At 69.9% G+C, this 14,384-nt stretch carries 12 protein-coding genes; 4 read left to right on the top strand and 8 right to left on the bottom strand.

Going from position 1 to position 14,384, the window contains the following annotated elements; all coding sequences use genetic code 11:
- The first annotated feature begins 189 nt into the window (after positions 1–189).
- Together D7V88_RS15680 and D7V88_RS15675 are read left to right on the top strand one after the other, a co-directional pair.
- Positions 190–2,340: a hypothetical protein gene (locus D7V88_RS15680; protein ID WP_208726308.1), complete on the top strand. Its 2,151-nt coding sequence runs from the start codon at positions 190–192 to the stop codon at positions 2,338–2,340.
- A gap of 11 nt (positions 2,341–2,351) precedes the next feature.
- Positions 2,352–3,098 carry a heme oxygenase-like domain-containing protein gene (locus D7V88_RS15675; RefSeq protein WP_120541452.1) on the top strand — a complete coding sequence of 249 codons (747 nt, stop codon included), beginning with the start codon at positions 2,352–2,354 and terminating at the stop codon, positions 3,096–3,098.
- Positions 3,099–3,203: 105 nt separating this feature from the next.
- Here D7V88_RS15675 and D7V88_RS15670 read toward each other — a convergent pair whose 3' ends face one another.
- Positions 3,204–4,844 carry a bifunctional 3-(3-hydroxy-phenyl)propionate/3-hydroxycinnamic acid hydroxylase gene (locus D7V88_RS15670; protein WP_120541451.1) on the bottom strand — a complete coding sequence of 547 codons (1,641 nt, stop codon included), beginning with the start codon at positions 4,842–4,844 and terminating at the stop codon, positions 3,204–3,206.
- Between the two features lie 449 nt (positions 4,845–5,293).
- On the opposite strand from D7V88_RS15670, the gene D7V88_RS15665 reads away from it, so the two are divergent.
- The gene (locus tag D7V88_RS15665) at positions 5,294–6,088 is read left to right on the top strand and encodes a class I SAM-dependent methyltransferase (protein ID WP_120541450.1); all 795 of its coding nucleotides are present in this window, start codon (positions 5,294–5,296) and stop codon (positions 6,086–6,088) included.
- A 138-nt stretch (positions 6,089–6,226) separates the two neighbouring features.
- The gene (locus D7V88_RS15660; protein ID WP_120541449.1) at positions 6,227–6,427 is read left to right on the top strand and encodes a hypothetical protein; all 201 of its coding nucleotides are present in this window, start codon (positions 6,227–6,229) and stop codon (positions 6,425–6,427) included.
- Positions 6,428–6,487: 60 nt separating this feature from the next.
- Here the strand turns inward: D7V88_RS15660 and D7V88_RS15655 are convergent, their stop codons facing one another.
- From D7V88_RS15655 to D7V88_RS15625, 7 genes are all read right to left on the bottom strand, one after another.
- Positions 6,488–7,726, bottom strand: a complete 1,239-nt coding sequence (locus D7V88_RS15655; RefSeq protein ID WP_120541448.1) for a cytochrome P450 — start codon at positions 7,724–7,726, stop codon at positions 6,488–6,490.
- Between the two features lie 207 nt (positions 7,727–7,933).
- A complete protein-coding gene (gene menE / locus D7V88_RS15650) occupies positions 7,934–9,385 on the bottom strand; it encodes an o-succinylbenzoate--CoA ligase (RefSeq protein WP_120541447.1) in 1,452 nt (483 codons plus the stop codon).
- Between the two features lie 91 nt (positions 9,386–9,476).
- Positions 9,477–10,631 (bottom strand): o-succinylbenzoate synthase, encoded by a 1,155-nt coding sequence (gene menC, locus D7V88_RS15645; RefSeq protein WP_120541446.1) that lies wholly within the window; start codon positions 10,629–10,631, stop codon positions 9,477–9,479.
- A gap of 9 nt (positions 10,632–10,640) precedes the next feature.
- Complete coding sequence (locus D7V88_RS15640; protein ID WP_120541445.1) at positions 10,641–11,561, bottom strand: 1,4-dihydroxy-2-naphthoate polyprenyltransferase; 921 nt, start codon at positions 11,559–11,561, stop codon at positions 10,641–10,643.
- Positions 11,558–12,418 (bottom strand): 2-succinyl-6-hydroxy-2,4-cyclohexadiene-1-carboxylate synthase, encoded by an 861-nt coding sequence (gene menH, locus D7V88_RS15635; RefSeq protein WP_120541444.1) that lies wholly within the window; start codon positions 12,416–12,418, stop codon positions 11,558–11,560. Before menH ends, D7V88_RS15640 begins: the two co-directional genes overlap by 4 nt.
- Positions 12,409–14,178, bottom strand: coding sequence for a 2-succinyl-5-enolpyruvyl-6-hydroxy-3-cyclohexene-1-carboxylic-acid synthase (gene menD, locus D7V88_RS15630; protein ID WP_120541443.1), 1,770 nt, complete (start codon positions 14,176–14,178; stop codon positions 12,409–12,411). Before menD ends, menH begins: the two co-directional genes overlap by 10 nt.
- On the bottom strand, positions 14,162–14,384 hold a 223-nt coding region (locus tag D7V88_RS15625; protein WP_208726305.1), incomplete at its 5' end, for a chorismate-binding protein. The genes D7V88_RS15625 and menD, both read right to left, overlap by 17 nt.

Here is a 14,384-nt window from a genome sequence, read left to right as displayed (position 1 = left end):
GTCATCCAAGGGGACGGAAAAACAGCCCAGGTGCATAAATTCGATTTGACTGTTACGGACGAACTCCCCATGATGCGGTCACAGAATCCAGAGCCGTCAGCGTGTTCACTGAATCAGGGAGGGAGTGTTGTGCTCGCAACATCGCCGACCATGACTGGTGACGCTGCCCGGAGAAGGGGTGTCCTGACGATGGATGGAGGGATTCCGGCGTCCGCGAAGTTCCAGCATGCGATCGAGTTCGGCAGTGGCGATGCGCTGCGCAACGTGATTCCGCTTCCCCCCGCGGAAGCCGCCCTGGACGACTCGGGCTACTCGCTGCACGGTACCGGCCCCACGGCCATCACCTGCGCGCTGGGCAGCCCCGATGCGGTGCTGGGTGAAGTGACCCGGCTGAGCCCGACGGTGGTCTGGGTGGCGCCCCGGGTGCCCCAGGTCGACACGTCCGAGGCGCGGACCTTCCCGGTGTACCTGTCCTTCAATGGCCTCACCATCGGGCCGCTCAATGGCGCCTTCATCCACACGGACGCGGACGTGCCGCACGCGCCGGTGGGCCTTCAACTGGTGGGTGTGACGGTGGAGCAGGGCCGGGAGATCCTGGCGTTCCTCGCGGACGCACTGCGCCGGGGCGTGGCGGAGCCTGCCGCGTCCGCGCTGCCCGTGCAGGACACCATCGTGGATCCGGAGCGGATCCGCTCCATCTTCTCCGCCATCTGCGCGTCCGGGAACAAGGGCGTGCTGCGCCGCCAGGGCCGCGTGGTGCGCATGGTGCTGGAGCGCTTCCACGCCGCCACCGGCCAACTGGAGTGGCGCACCGAGGAGTCCACCCCGGACTGGGGCGACCCGGCGTACGACATCGACGTCATCGGCTACAACTCCGCGTACCGCATGCGCGCCGAGACGGGCCGTGGCGAGGGCGACCGCCTCTTCACCACCCTGCCCGCCCAGTTGTTCCGCATCCGGCACCGCTGGCACCGCCGCGTGCCCGCCCCCGACGGCATCCGCGCCCGCTTCCACCACCCGCTGTGGCGCGAACAGGGCCTGCTGCGCCGCGAGGTGCTGGACCTGTCCTTCTCAGGTCTGTGCGTGCGCTGCCAGCCGCAGGACCTGATGTTCCCCGGCCTCCTGCCGCCCCTCATCGAGCTGGAGCTGGGCGACGGGCAGATGGTCAGCGTGCGCGGGGAGATCCGCTACGTCAGTGGCGTGCGCGCCGATGGAAGCGTGCTGTGCGGCCTGAGCGTGCTGCCCTATTCGTCCGACGAGGCGCGCTGGGTGCGCTTCGTGTCGCAGACGATGTCCCCCGCCACGCGCACCAGCGAAGGCCTGGTGGATCAGCTCTGGGACCTGTTCAACCGCTCCGGCTTCTTCAGCCTGGGCGGCAGCTCCCCGGAGGAGTTCGAGGAGCTGAAGCTCAACTTCGCTTCGCTCGCCAAGCGCGCCGCGGAAGTGCCGCAGTTGTTCTGCCAGGCGGTGTGGCCGTCCGAGCGCGGCATCGAGGCGACGCTGTCCTTCACCAAGCCGTACCGTCACGCGTGGCTGGGCCACCAGGTGGCGAAGCGGCCGGGCAAGCCGCCTCCGGGGGTGCAGGAGGCGGGGCAGATCATGCGCGACATCTACCTGCGCACCTTCGAGCACCCGCAAAGCGACCCGGACTTCCACTGGGTGATTGCCTACGTGGAGGCCCTCAACCCGTGGATCGCCAAGGCGCACGTGCGCTACGCGGAGCGCCAGATGGAGACGGGCGCGGGCCTGGCCTTCACCCGGAAGATCCAGAAGATGAAGGCGTTCAGCCACGAGCTGAGCGGCCGTGATCACCGCGAGTTCGAGGTGGGCCCCGCCACCGCCGGTGAGTTGAGCCTGCTGGCCGCGACCATCGCCCGCAAGTTCCCCACCTGCTACGTGGAGTCGTTGGATCTGACGCGGGACCGGCTGGACATGACGCCCGTCACGCAGAAGTGGAAGAGCTTCGGCATGGAGCGCGAGCGCTCCATCCTCGTGGCCCGCCGCCACGGCATCCCCTACGCCGCCGCCGTGATGGAGCTGGGTCAGTTGGGCGCGAACCTCTTCCGCCTGCTCGACAACACGCGCATGTTCTCGCTCGTCGAGGACGGGACGCGCGCCTTCTCCGCCCTGATGGATGCGGCCCGGCACTGGTACCTGGCGCGCCGCCGCCCCTCCTTCCTCTTCCTGCGCGAGGACGAAGGCGGCAGCTACGTGCAGGAGTGCGGCCTCCATGACGGACCGGATCCGTACATGTGGATCATCTCCTCGAAGCTCGTTCCGGACTTCCTGGAGCACATCAGTGAACTCACCATCGGGCGCCGCGGTGCCCACTCCCGTTGAGGACTGTCCCCATGAGCAAGCCCCTCGTCGATACCCAGTACCTCCCCCACGTCTCCGATGTCCGCCACGTGCTCGCGTCCGGCCCCCACGTGACGACGCTGCTGGACGAGAAGGTGGATCCCGCCCTGCTGGAAGGGTTCCTCATCCAACTGTGTGCCCTGGGCGTGTACATGACGGAGCCCGTGGACGGGTGGATCCGCCGCGCCGGTGAGGCCTGTACGAAGGTCTCCGGCCTGGAAGAGGTCGGCCGGCAGCTCATCTCCCACGCCAAGCACGAGGCCGGTCACCACCTGATGATGGTGGCGGACACCAAGAGCCTGGTGGCCGGGTGGAACGCGCGCCGCATGCCCAAGCTGGACGCGGAGCAGTTGCTCGCCCAGGCCCCCACGCCGGCCATGCAGGAGTACCGGCAGATCCACGAGGACACCATCAACGGTGCCATGCCGGGCGCGCAGGTCGCCATCGAGTATGAGATCGAGAACCTGTCGGTGGTGTTCGCGCCCCGCCTCATCGAGCAGTGCAAGCGCGTGCTCGGGGAGGAAGTGATGAACTCGCTGACGTTCATCAAGGAGCACGTGGAGCTCGACGTGGGCCACACCGCCCTCAACGAGGTCATGCTCAACAAGCTGCTCAGCCAGAAGCCCGAGCACGCCGTGACGATTGGCAAGACGGGCGCACGCGCGCTGGACATCTACCTGCGCTTCTACGGCGACTGCATGGAGAAGGCGAAGCGGATGCTCCAGGCCCCCACGGCCTGAAGTCCCCGCTGAAACGCCGATGGGCGCCGGTGCCACGAAGGCCGCCGACGCCCGTCAGATGCTCCCTGCTTCATGACCGGGCTGGACCCGGTCCGGATTCCACGCTCAGGCGCCGATGGACGCGATGCGACGCGAAACCCGGCTGCCCCGACGGCTGAAGGGCCGGACGTCCTGCTTCAGCGCGGCGCGGACCTGTTCGACGCCCGCGCGGTTCGTGGCCGCGTAGACGTAGCGGTCCGGCCGCAGGACGACCAGGTCGGACGCGTGCTGAGCGAACCACTCGCCCAGCTTGCCCTCCAGGTCCACCACTTCTCCCGCGCGCCCCGCGCCGGAGCGCGCCGCGGGCGCCACCGACAACCAGACGCCACCGATGTCCTCCGCCAGGGCCTTGGCGGCCTGCTGCACGTCGGCGGGCGCACCCGGCCGCGTCAGCACCGCGAAGCGCTGCCCGATGACGTCGTCGAGCGGGCGCTCCCCCTCTTCACCGTGCTCCACGCGCGGCTGCGGGAAGTAGGCACCCTCCCCGGCCGTCTTGGCCTTGCCGCGCTTGCCTCCGAAGAGGAACCCTTCCGCGTGGAAGAGGTTCGGCTTCATCTTGTACTCGCGGATGAACGGCCCGGTGACGGGCATCCGGTACAGCAGCTTGATGAAGGCGTTGCGAGCGCGGGCCATGAGCGGGCCGCCCGAGGACAGCATCGACCCGAGCGCGTCCGACATCCGCATCATCTCCGCCGCGTGCGGCCGGCGCTCCACCTCGTAGGTGTCCAGCAGCGCCGCGTCCGCGGCGCCGTTGAGCACGTGGGCGATCTTCCAGGAGAGGTTCGCCGCGTCGCGCAGACCGGAGCACACGCCCTGGCCCAGGAAGGGCGGCATGAGGTGCGCCGCGTCCCCGAGCAGGAACACGCGGCCCACCCGCCACTTCTCCGCCATGCGGCTGTGGTAGGCGTACAGGTTGACGCTCTTCACCCGCACCGAGTCCGGGTCGATGTACGGGGCGATGATGCCGCGCACGTATTCAGCGCTGCGCACGTGCTCCAGGTCCTGCTCGGGCCGCACCACCGTGTCAAAGCGCATCTCGTCGTGCGCGGTGCGCGTCACGATGCCCACGCGCTGCGGACCGCAGGGGTAGTAGGTGAAGTCCGGCGCCGACGACTGCGTCTCCACCGTGATGGCCAGCGCGTGCGCGAGCGCCGTGGTGCCTTCCAGCTTGAGGCCCAGCCGACGACGGATGCCGCTCTTGGCGCCGTCGCAGGCCAGCAGGTAGCGCGCCCGCACCGTCAGGGTGCGGCCCGTGGCCGCCTCCTTCACGCGCACCGACACGCCGTCCTCGTCCTGCATGAAGGATTCGACTTCGTGGCCGCGCCACAGCGCCACGTTCGGGAAGCGCGCCATGCCGCGCGTCAGGGACGCCTCCAGGCGCGGCTGGCTGAAGAGCGAACCGATGGCGTGCCCGTTGGGACGCTCCACCTTGGTGAAGTCCACCTCCGCCAACACCCGCATCTCGTCGTCGACGTACGTCATCTTCAAGCACGGGTGGAAGCCCGGCCCCAGTTCGCCCGTGAGTCCGGCGGCCTGGAAGATTCGCTGCGCTTCGTCGTCCGCGTTGATCGCTCGCGACTGGGTGTGAGGGACCGTCTCCTTCTCGATGACCACGATGCGCAGGCCGTGCTGCCCGAGCAGGTTCGCCGCCATGGCACCCACCGGGCCGCTTCCGACAACGATCACATCAACAGATTCCGGAGCCATTACTCCCCTCCCGTTGTGTGCGAGCTGATCCATTCAACCGTGCGGCCTAGCGACCGAAGCCCCCCTCGGTCGTAGTTAAGGATACCGCCAAACCCTTGCAACCCCACACGGACGTCGATGTTTCAACGCGACCCGGGTGGTTCAACACCCGGCCAGCGGCGCCGGGGACCTCAGTACTTCCACCTATATTTAAAACGCACCCCCCCGAAAACCTTGCATGTCTGCCCATGCATCAGCGCGTGCGACCGTTTTCCCCTCGGCGTGCGGGCCTTTTTTCCTGTGAAGATTGAAAGTTGCGCGGTGGCCGTAGGAATTCTGTGTCTTGTTTTGATTTCGAGGAAGGCGGATGTGCGCTGATACACCCAGACGGCGCCTCTTGTGTGTCGCGCCAGAGTGGGCGACAGTTGCGGGGCCGTCTCCCCCTGAGCCCCTTGGAGCGCCCAGCGATTATGCCCAGACTGCAACTTTTCGAGCTAGAGGATCAGCCCTGGTTCCCCAAGGTCCTGCGCCGCGGCGTGACGGACTTCCTCGCGTACGTGTGGAGCCTTTCGGACGACCGCTACGTGGAGTTCGTGCGGCGGCTCAAGGGCGCGATGGCGGCGATGGGTGAGACGCAGCTCCTGGACATGGCGTCGGGCAGCGCGGGGCCGGTGCCGAAGCTGTTGGAGATGCTTGAGTCGCAGGAAAAATACACTGCGACAGCGCTCCTCACGGACCTGTATCCGGAGGTGTCCGCGTTCGAGAAGGTGAAGGCGGCGCACCCGGGCCGCGTGGATTACGTGTCGACGTCGGTGGATGCGACGGCGGTGCCGGCCACGTACAAGGGCTTCCGCATCATGTGCAATTCGTTCCACCACCTGCCGCCGGAAGCGGCGCGCAAGGTGCTGGCGGATGCCGTGGCCCAGCGCCGGGGCATCGCCATCATGGAGCTGGTGGAGCGGCGTGGGCCGGCCATCGCGATGACGGCGGCGGCCCTGATCAACGTGCCCCTGACGACGCCCTTCATCCGGCCCGTGCGCATGGACCGGCTGGCGCTCACCTATCTGATGCCCCTCATCCCCATCGCCGCGGCGTTCGACGGCGTGGTGTCCTGTCTGCGGACCTACTCCATCGAGGAGATGCGCGAGCTCACCCAGGGCCTGAGCGACGACTACATCTGGGACATCGACCGGCTCACCAATGAAGGGAACCCTTTCGGCCTGATGATGCTCATTGGCCGACCCGCCAATCCCACCCCCGCCTGAGGGGGCTGTCGGCAGGCCCACGCCAGCCTGAGAGGGCTGTCAGCAGGAGGTCAGTAACGCCCCGGGCCAACGCGGGGCGTCGTGATTTCCGGGTTTGGAGGGCGTTCAATGGCGGCTCCTTCAAGGAGGAGCAGGCCCATGGAATGGCTCGAATTCAAGCGCTGGTCTCCGGAAGTGCAGCACGCGCTGGCACTGCAGGCGGCCCGGTTGGGCCAGACGGCGATGCACGCCGAGCCGCCGCGGCAGTCCGCCGCGATGCTCGCCGCGCACCGCCTCTGCACGCTGCTGCGCCAGTACCCGCGCACCAACCCCTGGGGCCACCCCGCCTCGGAGTGCTGAGCACCGGGACGCCCCGGCCCGTCCGTGTCATCCACGGGCGGGACCGGAGCGCCGGGCGGCTCAGCCGTTCCGGGGGGTCCACTCCACCGGCAGGTGCTGGATGGCGCGGATGGCCAGGTTCTGCATCGTCCCGAAGTCCGGGTTCGGCGCGAGCCGCATGTCAGGCAGTTGATCCAACAGCAGGTTGGTCGCGATGAGCGCCTCCTGCCGTGCCAGGGGCGCGCCGAGGCAGAAGTGGATGCCCCGACCGAAGCCCAGGTGTGACGGGTGGTGGCGCGAGATGTCGAAGCGATCCCCGTCCGCCAGCAGCGCCGGATCCCGGCTCCCCGACGCGTAGAGCAGGAGCAGTCGCGAGCCCGCGGGCAGCGCGACGCCAGCCAGTTGCACCTCCTGCGTGGTGGTGCGGATCATCCCGTGCGTCACGGAGTCGAAGCGCAGCGTCTCCTCGATGAGGTGCGGCACCAGCGAGCGGTCCTCGCGCAGCCGCTGCCAGAGGCCGGGCTGGAGCATGGCCTGCTTCCAGCACTGGGCGAGCAACGCGGTGGTCGTCTCATGCCCCGCCGCCAGCAGGCTGCCGGCGATGGCGATGATGAGCTCCGGCAGCGTGAGGGATTCGCCGTCCGCGTCGGTGGTGACGAGGTAGCTGACCAGGTCGTCGGTCGGCGCACTGCGCCGGGCGGCGATGAGGCGGGCCACGTAGTGCTGGAAGGTGACCCAGCTTCGCGCCAGCGGCGGCTGCTCTTCCGCCGGGACGCGCGTGAAGATCATCCGGAAGAAGTCGTCGCACCAGTGCTTGATGTCGGCCATGTCCTCCTTGGGCACGCCCACCATGCCCAGGATGACCCGGACGGGCAGCGGATACGCCAGTTGCGTCACCAGGTCCGCCCTCCCCTGGTGCACGAACGCGTCCACGAGTTCCTGCGCGACAGCGCGGATGGGCCGCTCCTGCGCGGCGATGCGCTGCGAGGAGAAGCCCCGCCCCATCAGCTTGCGCAGACGGGTGTGCGTGGGGGGATCCGAGTTCAACAGGCTGTCCGCCAGGGGGTAGCCCTCGGCGAGCACCGCCTGGGTCTCCGGGGCGATCACCGACCCCACGTTGCCCATGTCCGCCGACGAGTAGCGTGTCGGGTCCTTCAACACCTGACAGATGTCTTCGTAGCGACTGATCAGCCACATCCCCAACGTGGGGTTGAAGCTGACAGGCGCGTCCCGTCTGAGCTCCGCGTAGAACGGATGCGGATCCTCGACGTGAGGCCCCGAGAACGGATTGTACTGGGCGCCCAGATGGGGGCACTTCATCGCGCCGGGGGCCCTGATGCCGTGCGCTTCGGGTCCAACGACTCCAGACTGCCCTGCTGACTTCACTGCTTCCGCCGTGTTGCTCACCGTGAGCTCCCTCCCAGGAGTTCCCCCCACGGCGGATGACTCTATCCCGACCTCACAGGTTCACTTAGCGAGTCTCGCGAACCCCACGTGACTGGTTGTGCGGGTGTTTCATGACCCCGATTAATACACCGACTGATACATCGCCTGGCGGCGGAGGACGGGGCGCTCCACCTTGCTCATCGCATTGCGCGGCAGTGTTTCGATGGGCACGAAGCGGGTGGGGACCTTGAAGCGCGCGAGCGACTGGCGGCACCACGCGTCCAGGTCGTCGGGCAGTGCGTGACCGGGGCGCAGGACGACGAAGGCCACGGGGACTTCGCCCCAGTGGGGCTCCGGCACGCCGACGACCGCGGACTCCGCGATGGCCGGGTGGTTGGCGAGCACGGCTTCGATTTCCGCCGGGTAGAGATTCTCTCCCCCGCGCACGATGAGGTCCGTGCGGCGCGACAGGAGCGTGAGGCGGCCTCGCGCATCGAGGACGCCCACATCCCGGGTTCGCAACCAGCCATCGTGGAGGGCGTCGTTCGTGGCTTCGGCCTGGTTCCAGTAGCCGGACATGCGCGTGGGGCCCCGCACCTCCACGTCGCCTTCCTGGCCTGCGTCGAGCGGCGCGCCGTCCGTTCCGACGATGCGCACCTCCAGGCCCGGCAGCGGCGGGCCCGCGGTGCGGCCATCCGCCTCGTCGGGACGCTCCGTGGTGACCTGGGAGCACGCTTCGGTGAGGCCGTAGGTCTGGAGGGCTTTCAGTCCGGCGGCGCGGGCCCGGGTGAGGAGGGCCGTGGGCACGGGACCGCCTCCAATCAGCGCGCACCGGAAGGTGTCCGGCAGCCTCCGGTCCGCTCGCGCGTCCAGCACCCGCTCCAGCGTGGTGGCGACGAAGCTCGCGTGCGAGGCGCCTTCGGTGTCGATGGCGCGGTTGACGGCTTCCGCGTCGAAGCGCTCGTGCAGGAGCAGGCAGCCGCCTTCGTAGGCGGTGCGCGTGAGCATGGCGAGCCCACCGACGTGGAACAGCGGCAGCGTGCCCAGCCAGCGAGGTGAGGGATGCGCGCCCAGGTTCGCGGCGGAGGCCCGGCAGGAGGCACGGAAGGCGCCCTCCGTGAGCACGGCGCCCTTCGGACGGCCCGTCGTGCCGCTGGTGAAGAGGATGACGCGGGGCAGGTCCTCCTCCCAGGTCCGGACGAGCGCGGGCGCAGGGGCCGTGTTCGCGGGGAAGGACTCCAGCACTTCCGCGCCGGGGAGTCGGTCGCGCAGGGATTCAAGCGCCAGCGTGAGTCGGGGCGCGACGGCATCCGCCAGGGGTTGCAGCTCCGCGCTCGTGAGCCTTGCGTTGAGCGGCGCGAACACGGCGCCCGCGCGGCCCAGGGCCCAGAAGAGGAACGTCACCACGGGGTGGCTGGTGGACAGCACCGCCACGCGATCGCCCTGCCCTACCCCCCGAGACTCCAGTGCCGAGGTCCAGCGCGCCACCTCCGCATCCAGCGCGCGGAAGGTCCAGGTCTGGCCCGCGAAGCGCAGGGCTTCCGCTTCCGGGTGCCGCTGCGCGCCTTCGTAAATGGGACAGGTGACTCGCATCGTCAGGTGGCTCCGAAGGTCCAGGTCCGGCCCGCCACCGTTGTCGCGGGCCGCCGAGCGCCTTCGCGAAGGCGGCAGCCGAAGCACATCGTCAGGGAACTCCGAGCAGCTCCGGCGTCAGCCCCAGGCCCGGCACATCGCGCAGGCGGATGAGGCCGTGCTCCGGTCGATAGGGATGGTCGAGCGGCTCGTCCGCGAAGAGCCTCCCCACCGCGAGCCCGGAGGCCAGCTCCCCCGACGGCAGCGCGGAGGCCAGATGCGCAGCACCGGCCCGGGCCACCACGCCATCGATGGAGCTGGTGACGTAGGCGTGCATGCCCAGCCGGGCCGCGCGCAGCGCCACGACCATTGAGGGCAACAGCCCTCCGAGCACCATCGGCTTGATCACCACCGCGCCCACCACCGGCCCGCCTCCCAGGTCCATCGTGAGGAGCGCGCGGACGGCCGCGGGCGTGGCGAGCGTTTCGTCCGCGCCGATGATGCACGGCGCTCGGCGCTGTACCCGCCACAGCGCCTGGAGATCCTCCGGCGGCGTGGGCTGTTCCACCAGCTCCAGTTCGTACCAGCCCAGGCGATCCAGGGCGCGGTTGGCCTCGGGCTCGTTCCACCCGCCGTTCGCGTCCAGCCGCAGGCGGATCCGGGGCCCCACCGCTTCGCGGACCGCCTTGACGCGTGCTTCATCCGCGTCCAGCGGGCGGCCGGCCACCTTCACCTTCAGCGTCTGGAAGCCCTCCGCCACGGCCTCGCGTGCCTCCTGGGCCAGTGCCTTCGGATCCTCCGCACCCAGCAGCGCGTTCACCAGCACCTCCGGCCGCGCCTCCTCCGCGAGGAGCCAGCACAGGGGCACGCCCTTGCGCTGGGCCAGCAGATCCAACAGCGCCAGCTCCAGGCCGTGCTGCGCCGCGGGAGCGTGCTCCTCCACCTCTCCCGAACGGATCCGCACACCCAGGGAGCGCAACTCGTCGCTGGGCGAGGGCACGAGGGTCGCCTCGATGCCTTCGATGCTGTCATCCAACGACTGGCCCTGGAGGGCATCCAGCCATCCGCGCAGCACCTGATGCGTGGTGGCCAGGGACTCCGTGCCGAACTCTGGCAGGGGCATCGCCTCGCCCTGCCCCACGTGGCCGTCCTCGTCCTTCAGCCGCACGATGAAACCGTCGCGCGTGGCGTAGGTCCCCTTCGCCGTTTTCAGGGGACGGGCCAGCGTGAGTCGCAGGGGGACGAGCGTCGCTTCGGTGATGCGCATGGCGTTCCCTCAGCGCAGGAACAGGCCCAGCGCGAACAACAATCCGAAGACGAGTTGCAACTTCGCCGTGGCCCCCAGCGCGGGGTTGAGCGCGGCCCCTTCCGACTTCAACATCAGCTTCAGGGGCGTCACCAACAGCGGCAGGCTCAGGAGCGGCAGGAACACCCAGGCGCTCGCCAGGCCCTTGGCGAACAACACGAACGGCGTGGCGTACGAGGCCACCAGCAGCAGCACGTACTCCGCCCGGCCAAAGCCCGCGCCGAAGCGGACCACCACCGTGCGCTTGCCGGCCTTCACGTCCGTGCTCGCGTCGCGCTGGTTGTTCACCACGATGAGGCACGTGCCGATGGCGCCCACCGGCACCGACGCCCACCACGCCGCGGGGCCCACCACACCGGCCTGCACGTAGTACGTGCCCGTCACCGCGACGATGCCGAAGAAGATCAGCACGAACAGGTCGCCCAGCCCGTGGTAGCCCAACGGGTACGGGCCGCCCGTGTACGCATAGCCGCACAGCAGCGACATGACGCCAATGGCCACGATGGGCCAACCGCCCACCCAGACCAGGTACACGCCCACCAGCGTCGCCAGCGCGAAGCACGTGAGCCCGCCCAGCAGCACCGTGGCCGGCGCGATGAGCCCGCTCTGCGTCACGCGCTTCGGGCCCAGGCGCTCTTCCGTGTCCGCGCCCTTCTTGAAGTCGTAGTAGTCGTTGATGAAGTTGGTGCCGATTTGAATCAGCACCGCGCCCACGAGCGCCGCGAGCGCGGGCAGCCAGCGGCCGACGCCTTCACCGTACGCGAGCGCCGTGGCCACCAGCACCGGCACCGCGCCCGCCGTCAGCGTCTTCGGACGCACGGCCATCAGCCACGTCTTCAGCGTGGGCCGGGGAGGGGCCAGGTCAGGTGGACTGGAAGCCAGGGTGCTCACGAGGGGGCCGCCTCTCGCGCCAGGATGGCGGGTTCGAACTGCGGTGCTTCGTACCAGGGCGTCTGGAGGAACGAGAGCACTTCCCGAACGTACTCCTCCGGGGATTCCAGATGAGGGGCATGCGCGCTGCCAGCGAAGGCGTGCCGCCACACCACCGGCAGCTCCGCCGCCATGCGCCGCGCCAGGTTCGTGAACTTCGCGTCCTGGTCTCCGGTGAGCAACAGGGTGGGCAGCCGCTGACGGTGCAGCGACGGCCAGTAGTCCGGCTGCACGCCCAGGCCCAGGCACTCCAGCGCCCCGGCCAGGCCTTCCGCCGTGCACGCCTTGCGGCGCTCCCGCAGCGAGTCCTGCTGCGGCGCGGACAGGCGGCGCAGCCCGTCGAAGAGCGGCAGGGCTTCCCAGCGCTCCACGAACGCGTCCACGCCCTTGGTCCGGATGAAGCCCGCGAGCTTCGCGTCCGCTTCACGCCGTTCGGAGCGCTCCTGGCGGCGGTGCAGCCCCGGCGAACCGCTCTCCATGATCAGCCGACCGAAGCACTCCGGCGCTTGCACCGACGCGGCCAGCGCCAGCCGCGCGCCCTGCGAATAGCCGAGCAGATCCACCGAGCCCGCGTCCGAGCCCAGCTCGCGCGCCAGACGGACCACCGCGTCCACCGTCTCCAGGAAGCCGTCGCGCCCCGTCTTGTCGGGCAGCGGCGTGCTCCCGTGGCCGGGCAGGTCCACCGTCACCATGCGCACGGAGCGCCCGATGAGCGGACGCAGGTGCTCGAACGAGGCGCCGCTGCCGGTGAAGCCGTGCAGCGCCAGCAGCGTGTGGGGACCTTCGCCCCAGGTGTCATACGAAAGCTTCACACCCATGGTCCTTCTCCCAGTGCGGTGGCCATCCGCGCGAAGAGGTTGCGATGCTCATCCACGTTGGTGGCCCGGTCCACCTGGACCTCCACGAGGTGGAAGCCCCCCTCCAGCCCCGTGCGCACCGCCGTGCGCAGGGCCGAGGGCGTCGTGGGGCGATGAAACCGGGCCCCGGCGAGCGCCGCCGCGTGCGACAGGTCCACGCCATGCGGCGTTCCGAAGAGCGCTTCGAATTCGTCCGGCTTCGCGGACTGCGCCAGCGGCAGGAACGAGAAGATGCCGCCCCCATCGTTGTTCACCACCACGACCGTCAGCGACACCTTCGCCCGCGCGGCCGTCACCAGTCCGCCCACGTCGTGCAGGAGCGCTAGGTCGCCGGACAGCAACACCGCGGGACGTCCCGCCGCCGCGGCGACACCCGCCGCGCTGGACACGATGCCGTCGATGCCGTTGGCCCCGCGGTTCGCCAGCACGCGCAGCGGCACCCCGCCCCCTTGCGCGAAGGCGTCCACCGCGCGGATGGGCATGCTGCTGGACACGAAGAAGAGCGCTCCGGCCGGCAGCGCCGCCACCACCTCGCGCGCCAGCCGGGGTTCGGTCAGCGCATCGGGACGCTCCGCGAGCGCGGTCTCCAGCGCGTGACGCGCCACGCGTTCAGCGGACAGGAAGCCCTGGGCCCAGCGGCCCGCTCCCCGCGACACGCCCTCCGACAGCGCGCGACACGCGAGCACCGCGGAGCCCTCCACCACCACTGAGGCCCGGTGCGGCGGATCATACAACGCGCCCTCGTCGCTGAAGACGATGAGCGCCGCGTTGGAGCCATCCATCCACTGCTGCGGGGACTTGGGCGTCAGCCCCCCGCCGAAGCGAAGGATCAGCTCCGGGGTCTGGGTCCGCGCGAAGGGCTCGTGCCGAAGGAGCGCGTCGTAGAGTGACACCGTCAGGGGACCGCCACCGTAGCGCGCCTGGGACGCCGCTTCCGCCAGCACCGGGTAGCCGGTCGCCAGACTCAAGGCGGTGATGGCCTCCGCGAAGCCGTCGTCCTCGTCGCGCGGACCACAGAGGATCACGCCCCGCTCGGTGGCGGCGATGCGCGCGCGCACCGTGTCCAGCGCCGCCGCATCCGGCATCCGCGACGGCGGCAGGATGCGGGTGATCGGCGCGTCCGGACGCCCGTCCCTCGCGAGCGTCGTCAGCTTCTCCACACCGAAGTCCTGGGCGACGGGCGCCAGGGGTTCACGGAACGGGACGTTGAGCTGCACGGCGCCCCGGGGCGCTCGGCATGCGGTGTTCACCGCGCGGGCGGCCGTGGCGCGCAGGTGCGCGATGGCGCCGCTGTGCGACTCGGGCAGGCCCACGTCCGCGAACATCCGGGCGAACTCGCCGTAGAAGCGCGCCTGCGGCACCGTCTGCGGCGCACCCCAACCCTGGAGCTCCAGCGGGCGGTCCGCGGTCAGCACCACCAGCGGCACCTGGGCCATGGCCGCTTCGATGACGGCCGGATAGAGGTGCGCGCCCGCCGAACCGCTCGTCGCCACCACCACCACCGGCTGCCGCGAGTGCTTCGCCATGCCCAGCGCGAAGAACCCCGCGCTGCGCTCGTCGATGACCGACCAGGTGCGCAGGCCCGGCGTATGCGCGCACGCGAGCGCCAGCGCCGACGAACGGGAACCCGGACACACCACCGCGTGGCGGACGCCGCCGCGCACCAGCTCTTCCAGCAGGGCACGCGCCCACAGCACGTTGAGGTTAGCGTCGGACGACATCGCCGCCCCCGAGTGCGCGCAACATCGCCAGACTCTTCATCTCCGTCTCCCGCCACTCGGACTCCGCGCTGGAGCCCGCGACGATGCCCGCGCCCACGAAGAGCCGGGCATGCGCGCCGCGCACCAGCGCCGAGCGCAACGCCACCACCAGATGCGCACGGGGATCCGCGCGAGGCTGGACGAAGGCGTGGACACCGCGCAGGTCG

This window comes from Corallococcus terminator (genome assembly GCF_003611635.1).
GTDB classification, from domain to species: Bacteria; Myxococcota; Myxococcia; order Myxococcales; family Myxococcaceae; genus Corallococcus; species Corallococcus terminator.
The sequence above is the reverse complement of the archived record's forward strand: the minus strand, read 5'-3'. Positions and strand labels throughout refer to the sequence as shown.

Coding starts and splice junctions, on each gene's coding strand:
- D7V88_RS15680 (WP_208726308.1), top strand. CDS start 190: ATGGATGGAGGGATTCCGGCGTCCGCGAAGTTCCAGCATGCGATCGAG.
- D7V88_RS15675 (WP_120541452.1), top strand. CDS start 2,352: ATGAGCAAGCCCCTCGTCGATACCCAGTACCTCCCCCACGTCTCCGAT.
- D7V88_RS15670 (WP_120541451.1), bottom strand. CDS start 4,844: ATGGCTCCGGAATCTGTTGATGTGATCGTTGTCGGAAGCGGCCCGGTG.
- D7V88_RS15665 (WP_120541450.1), top strand. CDS start 5,294: ATGCCCAGACTGCAACTTTTCGAGCTAGAGGATCAGCCCTGGTTCCCC.
- D7V88_RS15660 (WP_120541449.1), top strand. CDS start 6,227: ATGGAATGGCTCGAATTCAAGCGCTGGTCTCCGGAAGTGCAGCACGCG.
- D7V88_RS15655 (WP_120541448.1), bottom strand. CDS start 7,726: ATGAAGTGCCCCCATCTGGGCGCCCAGTACAATCCGTTCTCGGGGCCT.
- menE (WP_120541447.1), bottom strand. CDS start 9,385: ATGCGAGTCACCTGTCCCATTTACGAAGGCGCGCAGCGGCACCCGGAA.
- menC (WP_120541446.1), bottom strand. CDS start 10,631: ATGCGCATCACCGAAGCGACGCTCGTCCCCCTGCGACTCACGCTGGCC.
- menH (WP_120541444.1), bottom strand. CDS start 12,418: ATGGGTGTGAAGCTTTCGTATGACACCTGGGGCGAAGGTCCCCACACG.
- menD (WP_120541443.1), bottom strand. CDS start 14,178: ATGTCGTCCGACGCTAACCTCAACGTGCTGTGGGCGCGTGCCCTGCTG.